The sequence below is a fragment of the Algoriphagus sediminis genome (assembly GCF_030403435.1).
GTDB classification, from domain to species: Bacteria; Bacteroidota; Bacteroidia; order Cytophagales; family Cyclobacteriaceae; genus Algoriphagus; species Algoriphagus sediminis.
Map to the genome: position 1 here is coordinate 242,476 of NZ_JAUEPH010000001.1, position 19,860 is coordinate 262,335.

19 protein-coding genes are annotated in these 19,860 nt (G+C 40.3%); 4 read left to right on the forward strand and 15 right to left on the reverse strand.

The features are described 5' to 3' along the window. Positions 1–9 precede the first annotated feature (9 nt). From QVH07_RS01060 to QVH07_RS01100, 9 genes are all read right to left on the reverse strand, one after another. The gene (locus QVH07_RS01060; protein ID WP_289998268.1) at positions 10–708 is read right to left on the reverse strand and encodes a glycosyltransferase family 2 protein; all 699 of its coding nucleotides are present in this window, start codon (positions 706–708) and stop codon (positions 10–12) included. A 1-nt stretch (position 709) separates the two neighbouring features. Next, the gene (locus QVH07_RS01065) at positions 710–2,134 is read right to left on the reverse strand and encodes a cellulose synthase family protein (protein WP_435367050.1); all 1,425 of its coding nucleotides are present in this window, start codon (positions 2,132–2,134) and stop codon (positions 710–712) included. A gap of 42 nt (positions 2,135–2,176) precedes the next feature. Then, on the reverse strand, positions 2,177–3,721 hold the full coding sequence (locus QVH07_RS01070; protein ID WP_289998270.1) for a 4Fe-4S binding protein: 1,545 nt from the start codon (positions 3,719–3,721) through the stop codon (positions 2,177–2,179). Next, positions 3,718–5,073 carry an NAD(P)/FAD-dependent oxidoreductase gene (locus tag QVH07_RS01075; RefSeq protein WP_289998271.1) on the reverse strand — a complete coding sequence of 452 codons (1,356 nt, stop codon included), beginning with the start codon at positions 5,071–5,073 and terminating at the stop codon, positions 3,718–3,720. The genes QVH07_RS01070 and QVH07_RS01075 overlap by 4 nt, the downstream gene beginning before the upstream one ends. A 42-nt stretch (positions 5,074–5,115) precedes the next feature. Then, the gene (locus QVH07_RS01080) at positions 5,116–5,871 is read right to left on the reverse strand and encodes a DUF547 domain-containing protein (RefSeq protein ID WP_289998272.1); all 756 of its coding nucleotides are present in this window, start codon (positions 5,869–5,871) and stop codon (positions 5,116–5,118) included. 88 nt (positions 5,872–5,959) lie between these two features. Then, positions 5,960–6,466, reverse strand: a complete 507-nt coding sequence (locus QVH07_RS01085; protein WP_289998273.1) for a rhodanese-like domain-containing protein — start codon at positions 6,464–6,466, stop codon at positions 5,960–5,962. A gap of 34 nt (positions 6,467–6,500) precedes the next feature. Next, positions 6,501–7,214, reverse strand: coding sequence for a Crp/Fnr family transcriptional regulator (locus tag QVH07_RS01090; protein ID WP_289998274.1), 714 nt, complete (start codon positions 7,212–7,214; stop codon positions 6,501–6,503). Between the two features lie 75 nt (positions 7,215–7,289). Continuing rightward, positions 7,290–7,763: a type I restriction enzyme HsdR N-terminal domain-containing protein gene (locus QVH07_RS01095; protein WP_289998275.1), complete on the reverse strand. Its 474-nt coding sequence runs from the start codon at positions 7,761–7,763 to the stop codon at positions 7,290–7,292. A 48-nt stretch (positions 7,764–7,811) separates the two neighbouring features. Further along, complete coding sequence (locus tag QVH07_RS01100; RefSeq protein ID WP_289998276.1) at positions 7,812–8,480, reverse strand: ComEA family DNA-binding protein; 669 nt, start codon at positions 8,478–8,480, stop codon at positions 7,812–7,814. Positions 8,481–8,652: 172 nt separating this feature from the next. On the opposite strand from QVH07_RS01100, the gene hemA reads away from it, so the two are divergent. Both hemA and QVH07_RS01110 read left to right on the forward strand, forming a co-directional pair. Next, on the forward strand, positions 8,653–9,921 hold the full coding sequence (gene hemA / locus QVH07_RS01105) for a glutamyl-tRNA reductase (protein ID WP_289998277.1): 1,269 nt from the start codon (positions 8,653–8,655) through the stop codon (positions 9,919–9,921). Positions 9,922–9,994: 73 nt separating this feature from the next. Then, complete coding sequence (locus tag QVH07_RS01110) at positions 9,995–11,563, forward strand: WG repeat-containing protein (protein ID WP_289998278.1); 1,569 nt, start codon at positions 9,995–9,997, stop codon at positions 11,561–11,563. 9 nt (positions 11,564–11,572) lie between these two features. Here QVH07_RS01110 and floA read toward each other — a convergent pair whose 3' ends face one another. From floA to proS, 3 genes are all read right to left on the reverse strand, one after another. Then, positions 11,573–12,562, reverse strand: a complete 990-nt coding sequence (floA, locus tag QVH07_RS01115) for a flotillin-like protein FloA (RefSeq protein WP_289998279.1) — start codon at positions 12,560–12,562, stop codon at positions 11,573–11,575. An 8-nt stretch (positions 12,563–12,570) separates the two neighbouring features. Continuing rightward, a complete protein-coding gene (locus tag QVH07_RS01120; protein ID WP_353890975.1) occupies positions 12,571–13,032 on the reverse strand; it encodes an NfeD family protein in 462 nt (153 codons plus the stop codon). 82 nt (positions 13,033–13,114) lie between these two features. Continuing rightward, positions 13,115–14,596, reverse strand: a complete 1,482-nt coding sequence (gene proS / locus QVH07_RS01125) for a proline--tRNA ligase (protein WP_289998280.1) — start codon at positions 14,594–14,596, stop codon at positions 13,115–13,117. Positions 14,597–14,719: 123 nt separating this feature from the next. Here proS and QVH07_RS01130 point away from each other — a divergent pair, with 123 nt between their 5' ends. Then, on the forward strand, positions 14,720–16,096 hold the full coding sequence (locus QVH07_RS01130) for a hypothetical protein (RefSeq protein WP_289998281.1): 1,377 nt from the start codon (positions 14,720–14,722) through the stop codon (positions 16,094–16,096). A 76-nt stretch (positions 16,097–16,172) separates the two neighbouring features. Next, positions 16,173–17,693 (forward strand): OmpP1/FadL family transporter, encoded by a 1,521-nt coding sequence (locus QVH07_RS01135; protein ID WP_289998282.1) that lies wholly within the window; start codon positions 16,173–16,175, stop codon positions 17,691–17,693. Here the strand turns inward: QVH07_RS01135 and QVH07_RS01140 are convergent. From QVH07_RS01140 to QVH07_RS01150, 3 genes are read right to left on the reverse strand one after another with little or no spacing between them, the layout of a single operon-like run. Then, positions 17,683–18,201 (reverse strand): shikimate kinase, encoded by a 519-nt coding sequence (locus QVH07_RS01140; RefSeq protein WP_289998283.1) that lies wholly within the window; start codon positions 18,199–18,201, stop codon positions 17,683–17,685. The genes QVH07_RS01135 and QVH07_RS01140 overlap by 11 nt on opposite strands. Beyond that, positions 18,198–19,298: a BT_3928 family protein gene (locus QVH07_RS01145; protein ID WP_289998284.1), complete on the reverse strand. Its 1,101-nt coding sequence runs from the start codon at positions 19,296–19,298 to the stop codon at positions 18,198–18,200. The genes QVH07_RS01140 and QVH07_RS01145 overlap by 4 nt, the downstream gene beginning before the upstream one ends. Further along, entirely contained in the window at positions 19,291–19,836 is a 546-nt protein-coding gene (locus QVH07_RS01150; protein WP_289998285.1) for a DUF1599 domain-containing protein, read from the reverse strand. Before QVH07_RS01150 ends, QVH07_RS01145 begins: the two co-directional genes overlap by 8 nt. Positions 19,837–19,860 lie beyond the last annotated feature (24 nt).

The following is a 19,860-nucleotide window of genomic DNA, read 5'->3' on the forward strand; positions in this document are numbered from 1 at the left end:
TTTTCATTTTTACCAATACTTAAAAATCGTAAAAATAATTTTATACCCCGCGCCAAATACCCCCTTCACCGTACCACTAACTTTTGAAACCCCTATTCTTTTCTTGTAATCAACCGGAACTTCTGTGTATCTCAGACCTGCTTTATGAGCCTTAATTTGCATTTCTATGGTCCAACCAAAGTTCTCGTCCTGCATCTCCAGGTTTAACAGTTCCCTCCACTTGATAGCTCTAAATGGGCCTAGGTCAGAAAATTCAGCTCCTTGAATAAATCTCATCAGTTTCGTCGCTAGCCAATTCCCAAAAACCTGGGGAATCGTCATGGAGCCCGATTCTTTTTTACCCAAGGAACGACTACCTATAACCAGATCAAAATCATTTTCCTGAATAGGTTTGATCAAGTCAGTCATTTGCCAAGGATAGTCACTGTAATCTCCGTCCAGAAATACTACGATATCAGGCTGGGGATTCTGGCCTTTAATCCAGTCCATAGCCGTGAGGCAAGCTTTTCCATATCCTTTCTGCTCTTCAAAAACTACCTTAGCACCTGCCTCTTCTGCCACCTCAGAGGTTCTGTCTTGGGAATTATTATTGGCCACCACAATGTGCCGGACTAAGTCAGGAATTTCGGCTATGACCTTGGGTATTGATTTTTCCTCATTAAATGCAGGAATGATCACATCGATGATGGGTGATTTTTTTTGACTCATGCTATTTACTCAGTCCGTAAGATTGGAAAGAAGTGACGAAAACTAACCCATATCCCACGGCGAGCATCAGATGAAAAGGAAGCATGGCATATGTTCCTGCCCAGATATTTAAGCCAACCATTACCAAAAAAACCAACATCAAAACTCCTTCAAACCAAGTAGTTACTGGGATTTTGCTAGGGAGATACTTATTGGTTTTGAGCTTCACTTTTCCACTTTCGAGATTAAATTTCGGAGTGCGGACAAAGGGTGATGTTTTTCCTGTCAAACCCTCCCAGACAGCTTGTGCATTGTGAAGAGCGAGTCCCATGGATACTGAAAGGAAAAGTGGAAGTTGCCACAAAGCTCCAATCAAGCTTTGGAAGAAATTCCTTTTTCCATAGAAAAAAGAAACAAGATAGACCCCGGCAATAATCACAAACCCAATCATAAATACCCCGGCAATTCTAAACAGGTTTTCGGGAATCAGACCCATTACTCCTGCCCACCAGACAGCAATAGATGTCAAACTAACAACTAGTATGACAATGAAAATTGCACTGTTGAAGAGATGAGCAAAGGCATGAATTTTCGTGTGAATCGGAAACTTTCCTGATAAAACACTGGCAATATGTTTCGAGGCACATTCTGCCCCTCCTTTTGTCCATCGGAATTGTTGGGATTTCACAGCGGACATGATCGGAGGAAGCTCTGCAGGGGATTCTATCTCTGGTCGATAAATGAATTTCCACCCTCTTTTTTGGGCACGATAACTCAAGTCAAGATCTTCGGTCAAGGTATCCGAATGCCAGTTACCTGCATCGAGGATACAGCTCTTTCTCCAAATTCCACCTGTACCATTGAAATTGATAAAAGCTGATTGATGATTTCTACCCATTTGTTCCACTAAAAAATGGGCGTCAAGAGCAAATGCCTGCAAGCGGGTGAGTAAGGAATAATTTCTATTTAAGTGTGTCCATCGGGTTTGTACCAAACCGACTTCCTGATCTGAAAAATAAGGAAGCGTTTTATTTAGAAAATCCGGATCTGGGATGAAGTCCGAATCAAAGATGGCAATAAACTCTCCCTTGGCCTCCTCCAGGCCTTCCTTTAATGCTCCAGCCTTAAAACCCTTGCGATTTTCTCTGTGGATATATTGAAAGTTCACATCGGGATAAGACGTCAATTTTTCTTTGATAAGGTCAGAAGTCTTGTCCGTACTGTCATCCAGAATTTGAATTTCCAAAAGCTCCTGCGGGTAGTTGATCTTCGAAACTGCCTCGATCAAGCGTTCGGAGACGTAGAGTTCATTAAAAATAGGAAGTTGGATGGTGACTTTGGGAAGCTGAGAAAGAGGCTCGGGAGATATGGAACCTTCTTTTCGAGCTTTAATAAAATGGAAAAGCAAATGCCCCTGAGCGAGGCTATAAAAGAAAATAAAAAGCATACCCAGTGAGTATACTCCTATCAAAATGTACAACAAAAGCATTTATGCGTTGACCTTTATCGAATCATTTCCAATTATGATGGGCATATCATTGATTCTGTTTTCCTCATTATCATTTTCCAGTTTCAACACTCCTCTGGGACATACTGCGGAACAAACCCCACAGCCCACACAGGATGATCGAACTATATTCTGTCCACGCTGAGCATACCATCTCACGTCAATTCCCATCTCACAATAGGTGGAACAGTTGCCGCAAGATATGCATTGTCCTCCATTCGTGGTAATTCTAAATCTTGACTTGAACCTTTGAACCAATCCCAAATAAGCTGCCAAGGGACATCCAAATCGACACCAGACCCTATTCCCCATAAAAGGATAAAAACCAGTTCCAACTACTCCGCTAAAGGCTGCCCCAATAGCAAATCCATAAAATGAGTGTAACTGATTGGTGACATTCCCAAGAAGCTCAAATGACATAAAATAATTCACCAAGGTCAGTGCAGTCATCACCACCGCCAAAACCAAAACGCTGTGAATTATTACCCGTTCATACTTCCATGCTTTCAGGGATTTATCCGAAAGTTGTCGGTAGGGATCACCAACCGTTTCAGCTAAACCTCCACATCCACATACCCAAGAGCAATACCATCTTTTCCCATAAAAATAAGTCAATAGAGGTACCCCAATAATGATCAAAAGTATCCCCCACATTAGCATGAATAACCCGAAACCGCCAGAGCTTATTAGGGTATCCAAATTATAGCTATAGAAGAAATCGTAATCTAGAGGCCAGATATTTTTGAAGTCAAAATAGGGTTGGTTCAAAAGAACCAGAATCTCAGGAATCAAAAAGGCAAATGCTGTCTGGAAGAAAATCACCGAGCTGGTTCTTAGAATCTGATATTTGTTTCCTCGATATTTCCGATACATTCTCACTCCCATTACCGCGATGGCCAAAGTGTAAATAAACCCATAGAGGAACCACTGGCTTGCCGGGTTTCCACTGAGTAAAAGGCTGAGCGGATTTACCATCCAAACATGATTTGCTAAATAAGCAGGGTACCAGTAAAGAAGTACATAGAAAAGTATGAGAAAAGTACCTGTGGCTATCCCGATAAAGCCTCTTGAGGTAGCGGAAGAATGGTAAATACCATTGTTCTTAATCCCCTCCGGCTCCCCACGATATTGAGGTAAAATGAAGAATAGTCCTCCTAACACGCATAACCCAATGCTAAGTCCAAGAAATATCCAAGGTTGAGATTTGACTGGACTCTCTAAAGCCGCCATAGCAAGAGGAAACCCATAATCATCCCAAATAACTTGGTCCCAAGCACCTTGATCCTTAAGGGCATCATTATAAGTCGAGAAATTTTCATTAAAAGCGGAAAGAAAGGCAAAGTTACTTCCATACTCAACCCCATACATCGGGGCCAAAATTTCTGTCATCTGTTCTTGATGAATTTCCTTGGTGGCGGTTCTTACCTGTTCTTCCGATAGTGTATAATTACCGATAAAAGGCATGGCAATAAAAACGGTCATCCCAATCAAGAATAGTCCAATCCCTATTTTTTGAATAATGTTCATAGTTTGGCTCCAAATAGTTTTTGTGTCCAGGAAGATTTAGAAACAGTAAAATCACCGCCATATTCATTTAGAAATTGGTCTTGAATAAGCTGGTGGTAGGGAGCGAAAAACTCTGGATCAAAGTTCGCTCTTTTCAAATTTTTTATGACTTTGGCACCTGGCCATTTTTCAGATAGAGCCCTGTCAAAAAACTCATGACGTAACCTAAATCCGAAATTATTAACACCAAGCAAAAGACCTTTTTTATCCATTAGCATACGAAAGCATATCTTCCCATTTTTATGTTCCCAGTAAAAAGAGTCCACTTCTTTTTGATTCCAGACAGCAGGTACAGTTCCATAAGTCTGGTATTCTATATCAAGAAACTTGGCTGAATTAAACCAATGACCCGGTCGGTAGGGTGTTCTTTCACCTGAGAGTGTCTGAGCCAATGTTTCCCCGTGCATTCGTCCGGTGTACCACACCTGCTCAATGTTTTTCCTATCCACAGCAGGGGCCTGTTCAAACTCCGCACAATCACCAATCGCATAAACTTCAGGAATATTAGTTTCAAAAAACTCATTTACCCTGATGCCACGATTTACCTCAAGATCTGAACCTTTGAGAAAATCCACGTTTGGTTTAACTCCCGCTGTTAAACCCACAAATTGACATTGGATCTCTTCGCCAGTGTTTGTTCGGATGGCCCTGACTCTACCATTCTGATCACTTAATATTTCATCAAGTTCAGTCGAAAGTCTCAAATCGATATGGTGTTCTCGAATGTGGCGGCCGACCAATTCTGATTCTTCTTTGGGTAAAACATTCGTCCAAAAACCTTCTTCACGGACCAGAAAAGTCACAGGAATTTTCCGGTAGGCCAACATTTCGGCCATCTCTATTCCTATTAAACCTCCACCAACAATGACGGCCCTTTCTACATTCCCCTGAGTATTTTCTTCCATGAGCTCAAGGTCCTGCTTTGAGTAAAGTCCCTGAACTCCCTTCAAATCCTGACCTGGCCAGCCAAACTTATTCGGCTTACTACCCACCGCCAACACAAGCAAATCATATTTCAAATCCTCACCATCGGAAAAGAGTAACTCTTTGGAACTATAGTCAATGGATTTCACCCATCCCTCTTTGAGATCAATTCTGTTTTTCTCCCAAAACCAATTCTCATAGGGTTGAGTGTGCTCAAATTTCATGTGGCCCATATAAATGTACATAAGGGCCGTGCGGGAAAAGAAATACTTCGATTCTCCTGAAATTAAAGTGATCCTGACATTAGAGTCTGCTTTCCGCAGATGCCTCGCTAGCGTGACACCAGAAATGCCATTACCAATGATCACAATGTGCCGGGAATTTGACATTGTTTGGTTTAGGTTGATTTATCAGATTTTAAAAAGTTAAGGTTATTCGTTCAGATTCCAGTCATATTTCATATGTGAAACCTTGGCGTCTGAATTAATCTTAATGTTGCTGTACTTATTTAAGAAATCGATTAGCGATCCATTTTTAGTAAAATCTCCTTTAAACCAAGAGAAAATCGCTGAGACCTCAACTTCATTTTTGGATATCTTATTTCGGCTGGGATCATTGACAAAGCCCTTAGCCACCTTATCAAGCTGTGCCTCCAGTTTTTCCGGAAAAAAGGCTTCATTTAGCAGTGGCGGGCAAGATACAGATGCACAATTGATCGCAAAATGAATACGAGGCTCCTCAAATTCCTTTCTCAAGATGCTATGCTCTATTTCATCAAGGCTGGATTCCTGTCCTCCAATCTTAAAGAATTTGTAATGCCAAACATCATTTACTAAAGGAATTTTAAGCTTTGGACCCAAGTCCCTGATACTTTCTGTGGGGTAATTATCTACAATCAGTTTAACCGTAAATGCATTGTAAGCATTAATCCAGTAGGCCAGCTGTTCTTCCTCAGACCATACTTCTCTATCCGGGGCGTTATTACTCAGTAACTCAAGATAAGTTTCCAGAGAAGCTTTTTCCGAAATAAAGCCCTTGTAATTCACTCTACCATCGGGCCTCACATGTTTTTGCAAAAGAGTATTCCAGATTGAATGATCCGGAGCTTCTGTTCCTGCCATCCCAGGTGTTGGTCCTCCACAAGCAATAGTGAGAAAGAATGCGAAGATTAAAATGATTGGTTTCATAAAATGAATTCGTTGGGTTAAGATAGAGTGATAATCGTATTCAGATACGAAGTAGTTTATACTTTTGGTCGCACGCTTGACTATACTGTCAATCATAAACCTTCTCGCCTCTATTTAGCCAAATTCCCCAGGTCTTTGAGTAGGTGTGAACCTGATCGGTCTGGTCATCATTATGAAAAACCGGGTTTTCTTCATTCACCCAATGGATGATGCCTCCGTACAAATTATAAACTTCTTTAAAACCCATATCAATCAATTTCTCTCCGACGTCCTGAGATCTAGCACCAACCGTACAATAAACCAAAACAGGCTTATTTTTATCCAAGGTTTTTATTTTCTCCAAATCAAGATTATCATAACCTACACATGAAGCCCCATTGAGGTGGCTCACCTCAAACTCATTTTTCTCTCTAGTATCTAGAATTTGGTACGAGTTTAAATTCTGAATTTGCTCGGGTTTTAGAAGTGTTACTTTGTCCCTGTAAATAGTATTTAAAAGTGCCTCATATGCTAAACTTTGGCCTGAAAGGGCATGAGAGCTTAGTAAAAAAAATATAAGGGATGGTAAAAGGATTAATTTACTTGAAATACTCATTTCTCAAGAACCTAGAAATTAGGGTCTAGGTTCACTAAGCATAGAAATCTGACATTCTTGCGAGGGCTCTTTGATCAATTACGATGATTTTCTTACCCTCTAGTTTGATAATTTTATCCTTTTTAAATTCTGATAAAAGTCTAATTACTGATTCAGTGGCTGTTCCTACAATACTGGCAATTTCTTCCCGACTTAGTATGAGGTCAATTTTTTTGTTTTCATCCCCCTCCACACCAAATGTCTGCGACAATTGAAGAAGTACAAAAGCCAATCTCTCACGAATACTTTTTTGTGAAGCATCGGTCAGTTTTTCTTCCATTACTCCTATCTCATGGCTTAGAGCTTTGGTCACTCTCTTAAAAAAAGGAGTATCAGAAAAAAGAGTCCCAAGAAAGGCTTCACGAGGAATAAAACAGATAGTAGCGTCCTCTATAATCATTGCAGTATTGCTGTAATTCTCTTCTCCCAGCAAGGCGTGGTACCCAAGAAAATCTCCTGCCTTAGCAAGATGAATAATTTGAGATTTTCCATTGGAGGCTGTTTTGTAAACCTTTACTACACCTGATTTAATACAAAACACTCCTAGAGGACGCGTGCCTTCGTAGTATAGAATCTGACCTTTTTTATGAGAAATCGAATTCTTAAACTCCGAAATAGTACATACACTTGGAGCAGACAATTCAGAAAAAAGAGATTGCTTTCTACTCGCACAAAGGTCGCAAGGGGAATTCTTAATTTTCGTAGGCATATGCTGGGGGGTAATCGTACTTTCAACTAACGGAAATATACTAAAAGCATGACAAAAGTCAGTAAAACATTTTGATTATTTGGGGGTTTTCGGAATTTCTTTGATCTGTTCAAAAGAATTTTTCTCCGGTGACCATTGAAGGGAAATATGCACCAGACCATTCGATAAAATTAGAAATTCTGACTGTAACTGTTTGTGGTAAATGGCCGCTTGTTCCATGGTCTTTTGGGTGATTTTTACCTGAGGTGCTTTACATTCGATGAGTAGATATGGCTGCCCATTTCTGTTATAGATTAATACATCCGTTCTTTTCTGCAAACTGTTATATTTCAGTCCTTTTTCTAAAGAAAACAGACCTTTTGGGTAATGCTTTTGCCTTATAAGAAAGCTAATCCAGTGTTGCCTAACCCATTCTTCAGGAGTTAAAACGAGCTCTTTTCCTCGGATTGCATCCCAAATGTAGGTCTGACCCTGACTTCGGCTGATCCTGGGATTTATCTCAGGGAGATTGAGATTTGGTAGGGAAAGTTTTGGAGATAAATCATCCACATAGCAAATATGAACACAAAAGATGGACGAAAAAACAGCAAGTGAAATTTAGTATTCAAAATCCAAATAGGGGGATATTTTCGATATCCATGATTCATCGAAAATTTTAATTTTTTGGAGGTCCTCAGAAGATTGGAATGGCCCATGCTGGTTCCGATAAGCCAAAATAACTTTAGCAGCACCATATGAAACGTAGGGGTGTTTCGCCAGTTCATCTCTGGAAATGCTATTAATCCGAAGTCTTTCGAGTGATATTTCATCTAAAGAAAAATACTCCCAAATCCTTTCAGAAACTTCATCTGATAATCCATAAACTTCTGAAAGTTGCTCTTTTGAATGAAATCCGCCCAGGTTTTCTCTATACTTGACAATTCTGCCTGCTAGCGTCGGACCAATTCCAGGAACGATTTGGAGGACTACAGAATCAGCTTCTGAAATGGAAATAACTTTGATTCCTGAATCTATATTAGAAGAGGGGCTCTTGGATGTATCCGCTGGATTAAACGTCAAGTCAGATTCCGCCACCATCCAGCCATTAGCCAAAAGAGAGTCAAACTCCTCCTGACTATAATTATCCATTTGATCAGATCTTTGAAATAAGGGGCTCCTGGGTACCCAATAAATCAAAAATAGGATAGGGACTACTAGTAAGTAACCTCTGGACTCCTTCTTTGAAAAGCCGAAATTTGATCTAAGCCAAAAAAATATTCTACTCATTTCAACTATTAAAATAAGAATAAAAAATGGGAATCATTTCATGTTCCCAAGAGTTATATGCTTTGTAGAACACAACCCCTTATTTGGACAAATTCCAAATTAGACTCTGCTTAATCTCAGATTAGTCAAAAAGGGCCACAGGTTAGTACATTTGCAGAACATGGAAGCGAGTATGCAGCAGAAGTTCAGAGCTTTAAGTTTATCACATAAAACTGCGCCCGTCAAAATAAGAGAAGTAATCGCCTTAGACGAGCGTGCTATTCACGATATCCTACTTAAACTAAAAGAATTCTTCAGTCTTGGAGATGCGCTAATTTTATCCACCTGCAATAGAACTGAAGTCTACTACAGTCATGAATTAGACTTAAGTACTGAAATAATAAAATTAGTAGGCCTTGAGAAAGGCATTCCAGATATTCTAAATTACAGCGAGTACTTTGAGATCTATGCGGAGGATAAAGCCGCTATTGAGCATCTTTTCCGTGTTTCCATGGGACTCGAAGCACAAGTAATTGGAGATATTCAGATTTCCAATCAAGTGAAAAGAGCTTATCAAGCTTCCGCAGATTTAGACATGGCAGGCCCTTTCCTCCACCGTCTGATGCATACCATCTTTTTCAGTAATAAAAGAATCGTTCAAGAGACGAGCTTCAGGGATGGCGCAGCTTCACTCTCTTATGCGGCTATCGAATTGATCGAAAGTATTACGTCGAATACCTTCCAACCAAGAGTTCTAATCATAGGTGTAGGTGAAATAGGTAGAGATGTGGTGAAGAATATGATTTATCTTCCTGACGCCAAGGTCAAAATTACCAACAGAACCCGCAGCAAAGCAGAAGAAATTGCGGCAGAACATGGTTTTGAGGTAGTGGATTTTGAAGATTGTGAGGATGCTATCGCCGAAAGTGATGTTATAGTTTCATCAATCCAGAGGAAGGAACCATTTATTACCAAAGCATTAATCCAAAATCTCCGGATTCAGAGTTACAAATTGTTTATAGATCTTTCTGTTCCGAGAAGTGTTGAGACTTCAATAGAAGAAATTCCAGGTGTTGTACTCTACAACGTAGATAATATTAAGAGTAAAGCCTCTGAGGCATTGGACAGGAGAATTGCTGCCATTCCTGATGTAGAGCAAATCATCAGTGACGCGATTGAGGAGTTTCATACGTGGAAAAAGGAAATGCTTGTCTCTCCCACTATCAATAAGCTGAAGGAGTCCCTTGAGAAAATAAGACAGGAAGAGCTTCAAAGACATCTAAAAAAAGCTGGTGAAAAAGAAGTGGAGCTTGTGGACAGGGTAACCAAAAGCATGATGCAAAAGATTCTTAAGATTCCAGTAGTCCAGCTTAAAGCCGCATGCCAGAAAGATCAGGCAGAACAGATGATCGATCTAATTTCTGATATTTTCAATCTGGACAAAGGGAAAATAACCAAGTAATTCTAAAAATAAGTTTGAATCAATGGCCAAAGGGGTTAGCTTTTTGGTCATTTTTGTTTCACAGGAAAATAAAATGAGAAAGCTAGCTACATGTTTGGGTATAATTATCCATTCTTTCTTTCTAATTCCACATTTATCTGCTCAATCCTGGGAAGTATATGACAGTGATTTCCAGCTAAAATCCAGGCTGATTTATGATGAAATTCAACTTCTCAGTGAAACAGTCAAAATCGGCAAAATGGACGGTCAGCTTTTTCTACTGTCCCGGGACAATACTCCTGCTGTAGAAATCGAGGCTGAGACAGTTTTTCAATACCTTGCCCCATGGATTCTGGTTAAATCTGGAGATAAAATCGGAGCTTATCATGAATATGGCAGTAAAAGTTTAGACAATGAATACGATGAAATTCAGACTTATTTCAATTTTCTTTTAGCCAAGAAAGGAAATGAGTATATCGTCTTTCAAAGAGGTACTTCAAAAACGACCTCACTCGGAATTTTGGACTGGGCTAAAATCACTCACAACGGCATAATCCTAACTAAAAAGGATGGAAAGTTTTTTCTTCCCTTTTCTGATACTCCTGAGAAACCTTATGATCTCTTAGAAGAAAATGAAGGGAAGTATCTATTGGCTAAAGAGTCAACAGGCTTTGGGATAATTAACCCTGACGGAGACTACATCATGGAACCTGTTATGGATCAACTAGAGCACACCTCTGGTGACTTTTTTTACGCGTTCGATGAAGGTCAATATTTTTTAATAGAAGCTACTGAACTAATTGCAAATATCCGATATAATAGCTTCCATGAAATTCGAAAAGAGGGTGATTTGCTCACAGAATTCATCAGAGGAAAGCTAAGAAGGGTCATGGACTGGGAAGGAATTATCCTTGACACGGTGGGTATGGAGGAGGTGAATTTTATTTCTAAGGGAAATATTCTGGTGAAATTGAGGGATGAGAAAGTGGGCCTTTTAGGCCAAAAAAATTGGTTGGTTAATCCGGTGTCAGGCGTAGAAAAAATACTTCCTGGAACCGAAGGCTATTTTCCTGCTGTAGTAAATGGCAAAATGGGGGTAATAGATAGCCGGGGAAATTGGACGATCCAACCCGAATACGAAAAAATCAATCTTCTCTCTGAACGAATGGCTGCTTATGTCGATAATGGGAAAACCGGCTTAATTTCGATTGGTGGTGAGATTTTAAGTAGCCCAAAATGGACTGAAGTCAAAGGCTTTGAAGATGGCCTGGCAATATCCTCTTTGAATAACACATCCTATTTGATAGGCAATTCCGGAGTTGAAATTATGGAAGATGGCTATGAAAATATCCTAAGAATTGATGCTGACAATTTCCTTATTGAAAAAGAAGGCAAGGTTGGAATGATTGACAAAAATGGTAATTCACTTCTTGAGCTAAACTATGATGCCATTCAGCAAATGGAGGATGGTTTATTTTTATTGAACAGTGATGGTAAATTCGGTTTGGCAAATTCTGAAGGAGAATTAATCTTCCCGGTAGCCTATGAAGAAATCTTAATTGATTGGGGAACCAAGGAAATATTAATGAAAAATGAATACGTCCCAGTTGTAGTAGTGGAACCAGAACCGAGCAAAAAGAAGAGAAACAGAAAAGGGGCCTAAGCCCCTTTTTTATTTGTCTTTACCCGAAGGTTTATCTGAATCAGAATCTGCTATCGAATCCCTCATTGAAGTATCCGACTTGATATTCTCCATTCGATAGTAATCCATTACTCCAAGATTGCCGGACCTAAATGCTTCTGCAAGCGCCTTTGGTACTTCAGCTTCAGCTTCAACCACTTTCGCTCTCATCTCTACATTTTTAGCTTTCATTTCTTGCTCAAGAGCTACCGCCATCGCTCTTCGCTCTTCAGCTTTGGCCTCGGCCACTTTCAAATCTGCCGACGCTTGATCTATCTGTAGTTTTGCCCCGATGTTCGTTCCAACATCAATATCTGCGATATCAATGGACAGTATTTCAAAAGCCGTACCTGCATCCAGTCCTCTTTCTAGGACAAGTTTTGAGATTTTATCCGGGTTTTCGAGTACGCTTTTATGATTATGGGCTGAACCAATGGAGGTAACAATTCCCTCTCCTACTCTGGCCAAAATAGTTTCTTCACCAGCACCACCCACCAGTTGGGCGATATTCGCTCTTACCGTCACTCTTGCCTTTGCGATAAGCTGAATACCATCCGCAGCTACCGCAGCTACATTTGGAGTGTTGATTACCTTAGGATTTACGGAAATCTGAACAGCCTCAAATACGTCTCGGCCTGCGAGATCAATCGCTGTAGCCTGCTTAAAGCTTAGGGAAATATTTGCTTTATCGGCGGAGATCAAAGCCCTGATAACATTCGGAACATTTCCACCAGCCATATAATGCGTTTCCAAATCATTAGTCGTTTGCTCCAGACCTGCTTTGGTTGCTGTGATGAGCGAATTGACAATAACGCTAGGTGGAACCTTTCTTATGCGCATTCCAACCAGTTCCAAAAGCCCAACCCTTACGTTAGAGAATTGAGCCGTAATCCAGAGGTTGACTGGAACGAAATAGAGAAAGATGAAAAGTAAAATGACCCCACCTAAGGCAGCGACAAGCAAAAAGAGTGAATTAGACATATCTGTAACTATTTAACCAAAATTGTATTATTCTCGATTTTTATGATTTCTATTTCCGAACCCACAGAGATAAAACTCCCTTTGGATTTTACTTCATAGATATTTTCCCCAAACATAGCTTTGCCAATAGGCTTTAAATCAGAAATGGCCTTTCCCGGCATACCTAGGTATAGTCCTTCCAGACGACCATCGAATGCTCCTCCCTTCAGTGAGGTTTTCAAAGAAAAGCGATTCCAGACACCCGATCGAAATCCGTAGACTATTGCTGCTAAGTTTGCTATGACGGCAATCGCAGTGATGGTCCAAGCTGTGCTTGTTTCAAAATTAGCGAATGCAAAAACTAGCCCTGCAATACTGATAACCAGACCAAATATCCCCACAAACGTAGTTCCAGGCACAAAAAGAACCTCGACCAGCATCAGCACGAGTCCGATAAGTAAAAGCGTAGAGAGAATTAGAAGGGTCATCATTTTCGTTTGATTTCCTAAAATAGATGATTAGAAATATTAAAGTAGGAAATCCACGAAAAAAGCTGAGACTCTGGGAAAAATTTTAATATGCCTTCGCAAAAAGCACTCTTCCTTTTGATGGTTTACCAGAGAAAACACACTTTCCCTCTTCTTCTTCTCTTTCGATAGGAATACAGCGGATGGTTGCTTTGGTCTGTTCCTTAATCTTTTCTTCAGTTTCTGCGGTACCATCCCAATGGGCAGAAAGAAAGCCTCCCTTATCATCCAAAACCTCTTCAAATTCTTCCCAACTATCTACTCGGGTAGTTTTCTCTTCTCTAAAATCGTAAGCCTTCTGATAAATATCAGTCTGAATAGTCTCAAGGAGTTCCGCTATTTTCTGGGAAATCGGCATGGAGGTCAAGTCAAACTGCTCTTTAGTCAAAGTATCACGGCGAGCTATCTCCACCGTATTGTTTTTTAAATCTCTTGGGCCGATTGCAATCCTTACAGGCACGCCTTTCAACTCATATTCTGCGAATTTCCAACCAGGTTTATGGGTATCACGATCATCGAACTTTACTGTTACACCAACTTTGCGAAGATCATTCATTAATTCCTTAGCTTTTTCAGAAACCAAGGCAAGTTCTTCCTCTCCCCGATAAATAGGTACAATGACAACTTGAAATGGCGCCAGTTTTGGAGGCAAAACAAGGCCATTGTCGTCGGAATGAGCCATAATCAAAGCCCCCATAAGACGAGTACTTACTCCCCAAGATGTTCCCCAAACGTGGTCAAGTCCACCTTCTTTGGTTGCGAATTTAACATCAAATGCTTTCGCAAAATTTTGACCGAGGAAGTGAGATGTACCTGCCTGAAGAGCCTTTCCATCCTGCATCATGGCTTCGATACAATAGGTTTCATTTGCTCCAGCAAATCTTTCACTTTCAGTTTTAACCCCCTTGACCACCGGAAGTGCCATGAATTTTTCTGCAAATTCCGCATATACATTCATCATTTGGACTGTTTCGTCCATGGCCTCTTCAGCTGTGGCATGCGCGGTATGTCCTTCTTGCCAAAGAAATTCAGCAGTTCGAAGAAAAAGCCTGGTTCTCATCTCCCACCGAACAACATTTGCCCATTGATTCACCAAAAGTGGGAGGTCCCGATAAGATTGAATCCAGTTTTTATAAGTACTCCAAATAACCGTCTCTGAAGTGGGCCGGACAATCAATTCCTCTTCTAGTTTTGCTTCAGGATCCACTATAACTCCTGACCCATCCTCTGAATTCTTTAGTCTGTAATGGGTGACCACAGCACATTCCTTAGCAAAGCCTTCCACATGGCTAGCCTCCTTACTTAGATAGGATTTAGGTATAAACAAGGGGAAATAGGCATTCGTATGCCCAGTTTCTTTGAACATTCGATCTAACTCCGCTTGCATCTTTTCCCAGATAGAAAAGCCGTAAGGCTTAATCACCATACAGCCTCGAACGGCCGAGTTTTCAGCTAGATCCGCCTTTTTTACTAACTCATTATACCAGAGGGAATAATCCTCACTTCTTTTTGGAAGTCCTTTACTCATTATTATTTGGGGAAATACTAATAGATGTTAATTTTGCTACATTGAGCGGGGCAAATATAATTTAAAAAGTAGAACCTCACTCCCTTATCATCGTATAAGAAACTAGTCAACCAAAGTTCACCTATGATTAATTATCGAGTATTATCCGTCCCCATGCTTGCAGGAGTTGTCCTTCTTGCATCCTGTAATTCTAGCCAATTGGCTTCTAGCGGAGCGGATAACCTGTATTTCATGGCTTCAGACGAAAAATTAGCGACTGAATATGCCGTGCAAAACAACAATCCAGAGCAATTTGAGACTTTAGCCGAAATCAATTCGAATCTCCCGAATGAGGAAAGCTTTAGTTCCAAAAATGTTAATCCTGACTACATCGCCAGATATCAATCCGAAACACCTTCTGGAGAAGATGACATTGTATATTTTGATGAAGGTCAAAACCCTGAACTTGAAGGTGAAGGAACTGCAAATATAGATGCCTATAATAATTTTTCCACCGCTCCTGTTGGTGGCAATAACGGTTTCAACCCTACTTTCAATATGAACATTGGTTTCATGGGTGGATTTAGTCCTTGGGGCTTTGGTTATAACCCATGGATGTGGGGTTCCGGTTGGGGCTTTAATCCTGGTCTTAGTATAGGAATCGGATTTGGATTCGGATGGGGAAACTCATTTTGGGGGCCTAATTTTGGACTTGGCTGGGGAATGCCAATCTATCCAGGTTGGGGATGGGGTTACCCAGGATATGGATGGGGTGCTCCAGGCTTCGGTTGGGGACCAGGATGGGGGTATAGACCTCCTATTTATGTACTCCCTGGCGGCGAATACGGTGACAGAAGAATTGTTAGAGGCCCAAGACCGACAAGGGGTTCTACGTTAGCCGGAACAAATGCTGGACTTTCAAGTGCTGCATTACCAAATACTGCTAGAGCGCAAGCTAGAAGAGGGGTAACCAACAACAATACAAGCAATAGAGGAATAGTTAATTCAAGTTCAGCAAGAACTGCTGCAAGAGATTTCAGTTCGTCTCAAAATGACTATTACAATAGCTCAAGATCAAGACTTCAGTCGCGAGGTACTAGAAATGTAGGCTCTGCGGCTTCCAGTAGGTCAAGTGCAGTAAGATCTAGAAGCTCTGTACCGACCAGATCTTCCATTGCACCTAATTCGTCTTATTCAAGAAGCTCGGCTCAATCTGCCTACAGCAGAAATGCTTACACAAATAGGAATTCAAGCCCGTCATATAACAGAATGGGTTCAAGATCAAGTTATGGAACAAGTCGATCACCTAATTATAATACTAGATCTAATTCTAATTTAAGAAATTACTCTACTCCTAGCAGATCATCGAGATCTACTTACACACCAAGTGGAAGTAGTAGTGGAAGATCATCTGTAGGAAGTATGTCCAGAGGATCATCAGGTGGCTCAAGAGTCAGCAGCGGTGGATCCAGAGGAGGAAGTTCTGGCGGCTCCAGAGGTGGAGGCGGAAGGGGGAATTAATTCCCCTTTTTTTTTGGCTTAGTTCATCCAATAAACCAATTTATCCGTTTAGCATACTACATCAAACCCAATTTCAATGAGGATTTTCTTATCCGCTTTACTGATAACTTTCTTCACTGTTCATGCATCATTTTCTCAAAGTGGTTATTTCGAGGATGCGCTAAGGTTTAGTAACGCAATGCCTTCTGGAAATGCCAGAATCATGGGAGTCGGAGGAACCCAATGGTCACTGGGAGGTGATGTTTCAAACATTGCGGGCAACCCTGCAGGTCTTGGTTTTTTTAGAACATCAGAGGGAAGTATTACACTTGGTTATACTGCGAGGAATGTAGATGCTACCTACCTTGGTCAAAGGAGATCATATTCTACTCCGAATTTCCATCTTCCAAACCTGAGTTTTGTGTTAGCGAGCCCAAAAAGAGATTTGCTGGGAAGAAGCGCATTTAAGGGAGGAAGCTTTGGGGTAAGCATTCAGCGTATCGCTAATTTCAACAATGAATTTGGGTACTTTAGCGATCAACAAGGTGAAACTTCCATCATCGATTTTTTCATTCAGGATTCCTTTGGTGTTCCTGAAAATCAGATTCAAAACTTTGGCCTAACAGGCCTGGCTTACACTACCTACCAGATTAATCCCATATTTGAGGATGAGGATGGAAATATTATTCCAAATCCTGATACTTATGCTTCTTTTGTTCTAGGCTTCCCTTTTCAGGATGAAAACATATTACAAGAAGGCAGTGCGAACCAGATGACGTTCGGGTATGGTGCTAACTTCAATCATAAATTCTTTATTGGCGGATCTTTAGGAATAAGGACAATTTCATTCGGTTCCAGAAAAATTTATAACGAAGAGTTTTTTGATGATCCGGCTACTCTCAACAATTCATCCCTTCGTGAAGACCTCTTCATAAATGGGACAGGAATAAATCTTAGTGTCGGGATGATCTATAAGCCGATAGATTATTGGAACATAGGCTTTAATTTCCAGAGCCCCACTTGGTTTTCTATGAATGAGGAATATAGTGCCAGTATAATTGCAAATTATGCAAACTATTATTTTGAACCTGAAGACAGGGTCCTAAGCAGGGAAGAAGCCTTTACTGATATATTTTTAAATCGGTATAACCTTAACACACCACTAAGACTCGGAGGAGGAACCACTTTCTTTCTTGGAAAAAATGGGTTCATTTCTGCAGATGTAGATTGGGTCGATTATAGTAATGCAAACTTCAGGACAAATGACTTTGACCCAAGACCAGATAATGAAGCCATCAGTAGGCTCTATGGTAGTACAATAAATTTCAGAGTCGGGGCCGAATTTGTTCTTAATATGCTAAGATTAAGAGGAGGTTATGGGGTTTTTGGAGACCCATTTGTCAACTCTGAAATCGACCGAAGTGTACAACAGATTTCAGGTGGTATAGGAGTAAGACTAGGCTCCTTCACAATTGATTTCGCGCTGATCAATCAACAAAGTGATGGACTATACAGAAGCTATCAAGTGCTCGATGAAAACAATAACAATATAGGTCCTTCAACTTTTCTTGAAAACAGTCTGACTACTGGATTCCTTACTGTTGGACTTAATTTTTAAGTTCTCTGGCCAATTCAAAAATTAACAACTCAGCGGAAAAATCTTCACCGCTGAGTTTTATTTTGCTCTGTTCATAATATGGTTCCCTAGCCTCCATCAACTCAGATAGTTTAGATTTAACCCCATTTTTATCGAGCCCAGCAAACATAGGGCGGGTACTATTTTTTGAATTGCTTAGCCTAGAGCTTATCGATTCAAGCGGTAAATTAAGATATACCGATGTAGCAAACTCATTTATAATTGCCATGTTGTCTTTATAACATGGAGCTCCTCCTCCGGAGGCAAGGACAAGTGACTCTTTCCGTTCTAATGTTTCTCTGAGAATACTACTTTCTATTTTTCGAAATGCTTCCTCGCCTTGAAGCATGAAAATATCAGGTATGGTCTGTCCTACCCGTGCCTCGATTAATTGGTCTAAATCGAAAAAATCCACTTCCATAGCAGAAGCGAGCTGCTTTCCGAATGTACTTTTCCCAGATCCAGGTAAACCAACTAGTACTACCTTCATTTTAGAAATAAATTCAAAGTTTCATCGGCAGAAGGAGTATTATTTACATGATATTTACTAAGTACCACTCCATCTTTTAACATCATTATTCCAGGGTTTGAGCGAATCATTGTTTTAACCACTGTTGCATCTGCCTGAACGCCCAAGGCATTCCATCCTCGATCTGCGATTAATCGATCAATTTCTTCTTGAGTTGCTGCTGCCATTACTACTACTTCTATTGGCGCTGAACCCAATGCATCGAATAACGAGTCGATTTGACCAAACTGATCATAATCCAGCTTTGCATACTTGCTGATCAATAAAACTAGTTTATTGCCTTGGAACATTTCAGCGGACATATCTCCATTTTCATTCCATGCCGAAAAATCAGAGATTTTTGGTAAAGCCTCAGGATTCTTAAGCTTCATTTCTACAAACTCCAAGGTCTCATCACTAGGGTATTGTTCAAAAACCAAAGTCTCCTCTCCTCTTTTCATGATGTAATCATAAACCAAAGGTGCGGAAGGCAACATATCCTGCTCGATATTCACGCCCTCTTTGTATGCTCTAAAATCAATGAAGGGCAAATTTCGAATAGCCACAATGGATAAAACCAGCGATCCAATGGCAACTGCTAAAACGGAAAAATTCGCCCATTTTGGCGAGGATTTGGGTAAATCTGACTGGAAGAGAAAAAGAATTGATATAAGGACAAGCAATATCAAATCTTTATAAAAGGATTCCCAAGGCGTGAGTTTAATAGCATCACCAAAACATCCACAGTCTGTCACCTTATTAAAATATGCAGAAAAGAAAGTGAGAAAGGTAAAAAAGAGAATCATTCCGGCAAGTGACCAAACAGTAAAGCGGCTTTTGACTCCAAGAATTAACATTACTCCAAGCACTACCTCAAGCACCACAAGGAATACAGCTATGTATAATGCAAATGGTTTGAAATAATAAAAAAAGCCTGCGATGTCATTTGAAAACACATCGAAATACTCCTCAAGCTTTATTGAAGTACCCACAGGATCATTTACTTTGATCAGGCCTGAAAATATAAATAGTCCTCCCACTAATATCCGAAGAACCCACAGTAATCCTTGTTTAACCATGATATCCTAGTTTAATCAAGCAAAATACAGCGTAGTTTATCATGTCCTGATAATTGGCCTCTATTCCTTCTGAAACAAGAGTTTCCCCTTCGTTGTCTTCGATTTGTTTCACACGTAGAAGTTTCATAAGAATAATATCGGTGATAGAACTCACTCTCATATCGCGCCAGGCTTCCCCGTAATCATGATTTTTATTCTGTAGAAGTGTCTTGGTATCTGTAACCCATTGATCATAAAGTGGTTCCAGCTTTTCATAGGAAATAGACAGGCTCTCCTCATCTTTTAGACTTATCTGAATCAAGGCAATAATGCAGTAATTCACTATAGCTACAAATTCATCTATGATAGGATCATCAATTTTCTGATCACCCTTCTCCTGAATAGATCGGATTCTTTGGGCCTTGATGAATATTTGATCAGTGATGGAAGAAAGGCGAAGCACTCTCCACGCGGTTCCATAATCAATTGTTTTCTTTCGAAACAGCTCTTTACAACGGCCTATTACTTCAGTATATTCGTTGCTCGTTTGGGTCTCCAATCTGGTTCGGATTAAATTTTGAGA

What these genes read in the sequence shown, in the direction of transcription:
- QVH07_RS01060 (WP_289998268.1), bottom strand. Translation starts at nt 708, where the DNA reads ATGAGTCAAAAAAAATCACCCATCATCGATGTGATCATTCCTGCATTT.
- QVH07_RS01065 (WP_435367050.1), bottom strand. Translation starts at nt 2,134, where the DNA reads ATGCTTTTTATTTTCTTTTATAGCCTCGCTCAGGGGCATTTGCTTTTC.
- QVH07_RS01070 (WP_289998270.1), bottom strand. Translation starts at nt 3,721, where the DNA reads ATGAACATTATTCAAAAAATAGGGATTGGACTATTCTTGATTGGGATG.
- QVH07_RS01075 (WP_289998271.1), bottom strand. Translation starts at nt 5,073, where the DNA reads ATGTCAAATTCCCGGCACATTGTGATCATTGGTAATGGCATTTCTGGT.
- QVH07_RS01080 (WP_289998272.1), bottom strand. Translation starts at nt 5,871, where the DNA reads ATGAAACCAATCATTTTAATCTTCGCATTCTTTCTCACTATTGCTTGT.
- QVH07_RS01085 (WP_289998273.1), bottom strand. Translation starts at nt 6,466, where the DNA reads ATGAGTATTTCAAGTAAATTAATCCTTTTACCATCCCTTATATTTTTT.
- QVH07_RS01090 (WP_289998274.1), bottom strand. Translation starts at nt 7,214, where the DNA reads ATGCCTACGAAAATTAAGAATTCCCCTTGCGACCTTTGTGCGAGTAGA.
- QVH07_RS01100 (WP_289998276.1), bottom strand. Translation starts at nt 8,480, where the DNA reads ATGAGTAGAATATTTTTTTGGCTTAGATCAAATTTCGGCTTTTCAAAG.
- hemA (WP_289998277.1), top strand. Translation starts at nt 8,653, where the DNA reads ATGCAGCAGAAGTTCAGAGCTTTAAGTTTATCACATAAAACTGCGCCC.
- QVH07_RS01110 (WP_289998278.1), top strand. Translation starts at nt 9,995, where the DNA reads ATGAGAAAGCTAGCTACATGTTTGGGTATAATTATCCATTCTTTCTTT.
- floA (WP_289998279.1), bottom strand. Translation starts at nt 12,562, where the DNA reads ATGTCTAATTCACTCTTTTTGCTTGTCGCTGCCTTAGGTGGGGTCATT.
- QVH07_RS01120 (WP_353890975.1), bottom strand. Translation starts at nt 13,032, where the DNA reads ATGATGACCCTTCTAATTCTCTCTACGCTTTTACTTATCGGACTCGTG.
- proS (WP_289998280.1), bottom strand. Translation starts at nt 14,596, where the DNA reads ATGAGTAAAGGACTTCCAAAAAGAAGTGAGGATTATTCCCTCTGGTAT.
- QVH07_RS01130 (WP_289998281.1), top strand. Translation starts at nt 14,720, where the DNA reads ATGATTAATTATCGAGTATTATCCGTCCCCATGCTTGCAGGAGTTGTC.
- QVH07_RS01135 (WP_289998282.1), top strand. Translation starts at nt 16,173, where the DNA reads ATGAGGATTTTCTTATCCGCTTTACTGATAACTTTCTTCACTGTTCAT.
- QVH07_RS01140 (WP_289998283.1), bottom strand. Translation starts at nt 18,201, where the DNA reads ATGAAGGTAGTACTAGTTGGTTTACCTGGATCTGGGAAAAGTACATTC.
- QVH07_RS01145 (WP_289998284.1), bottom strand. Translation starts at nt 19,298, where the DNA reads ATGGTTAAACAAGGATTACTGTGGGTTCTTCGGATATTAGTGGGAGGA.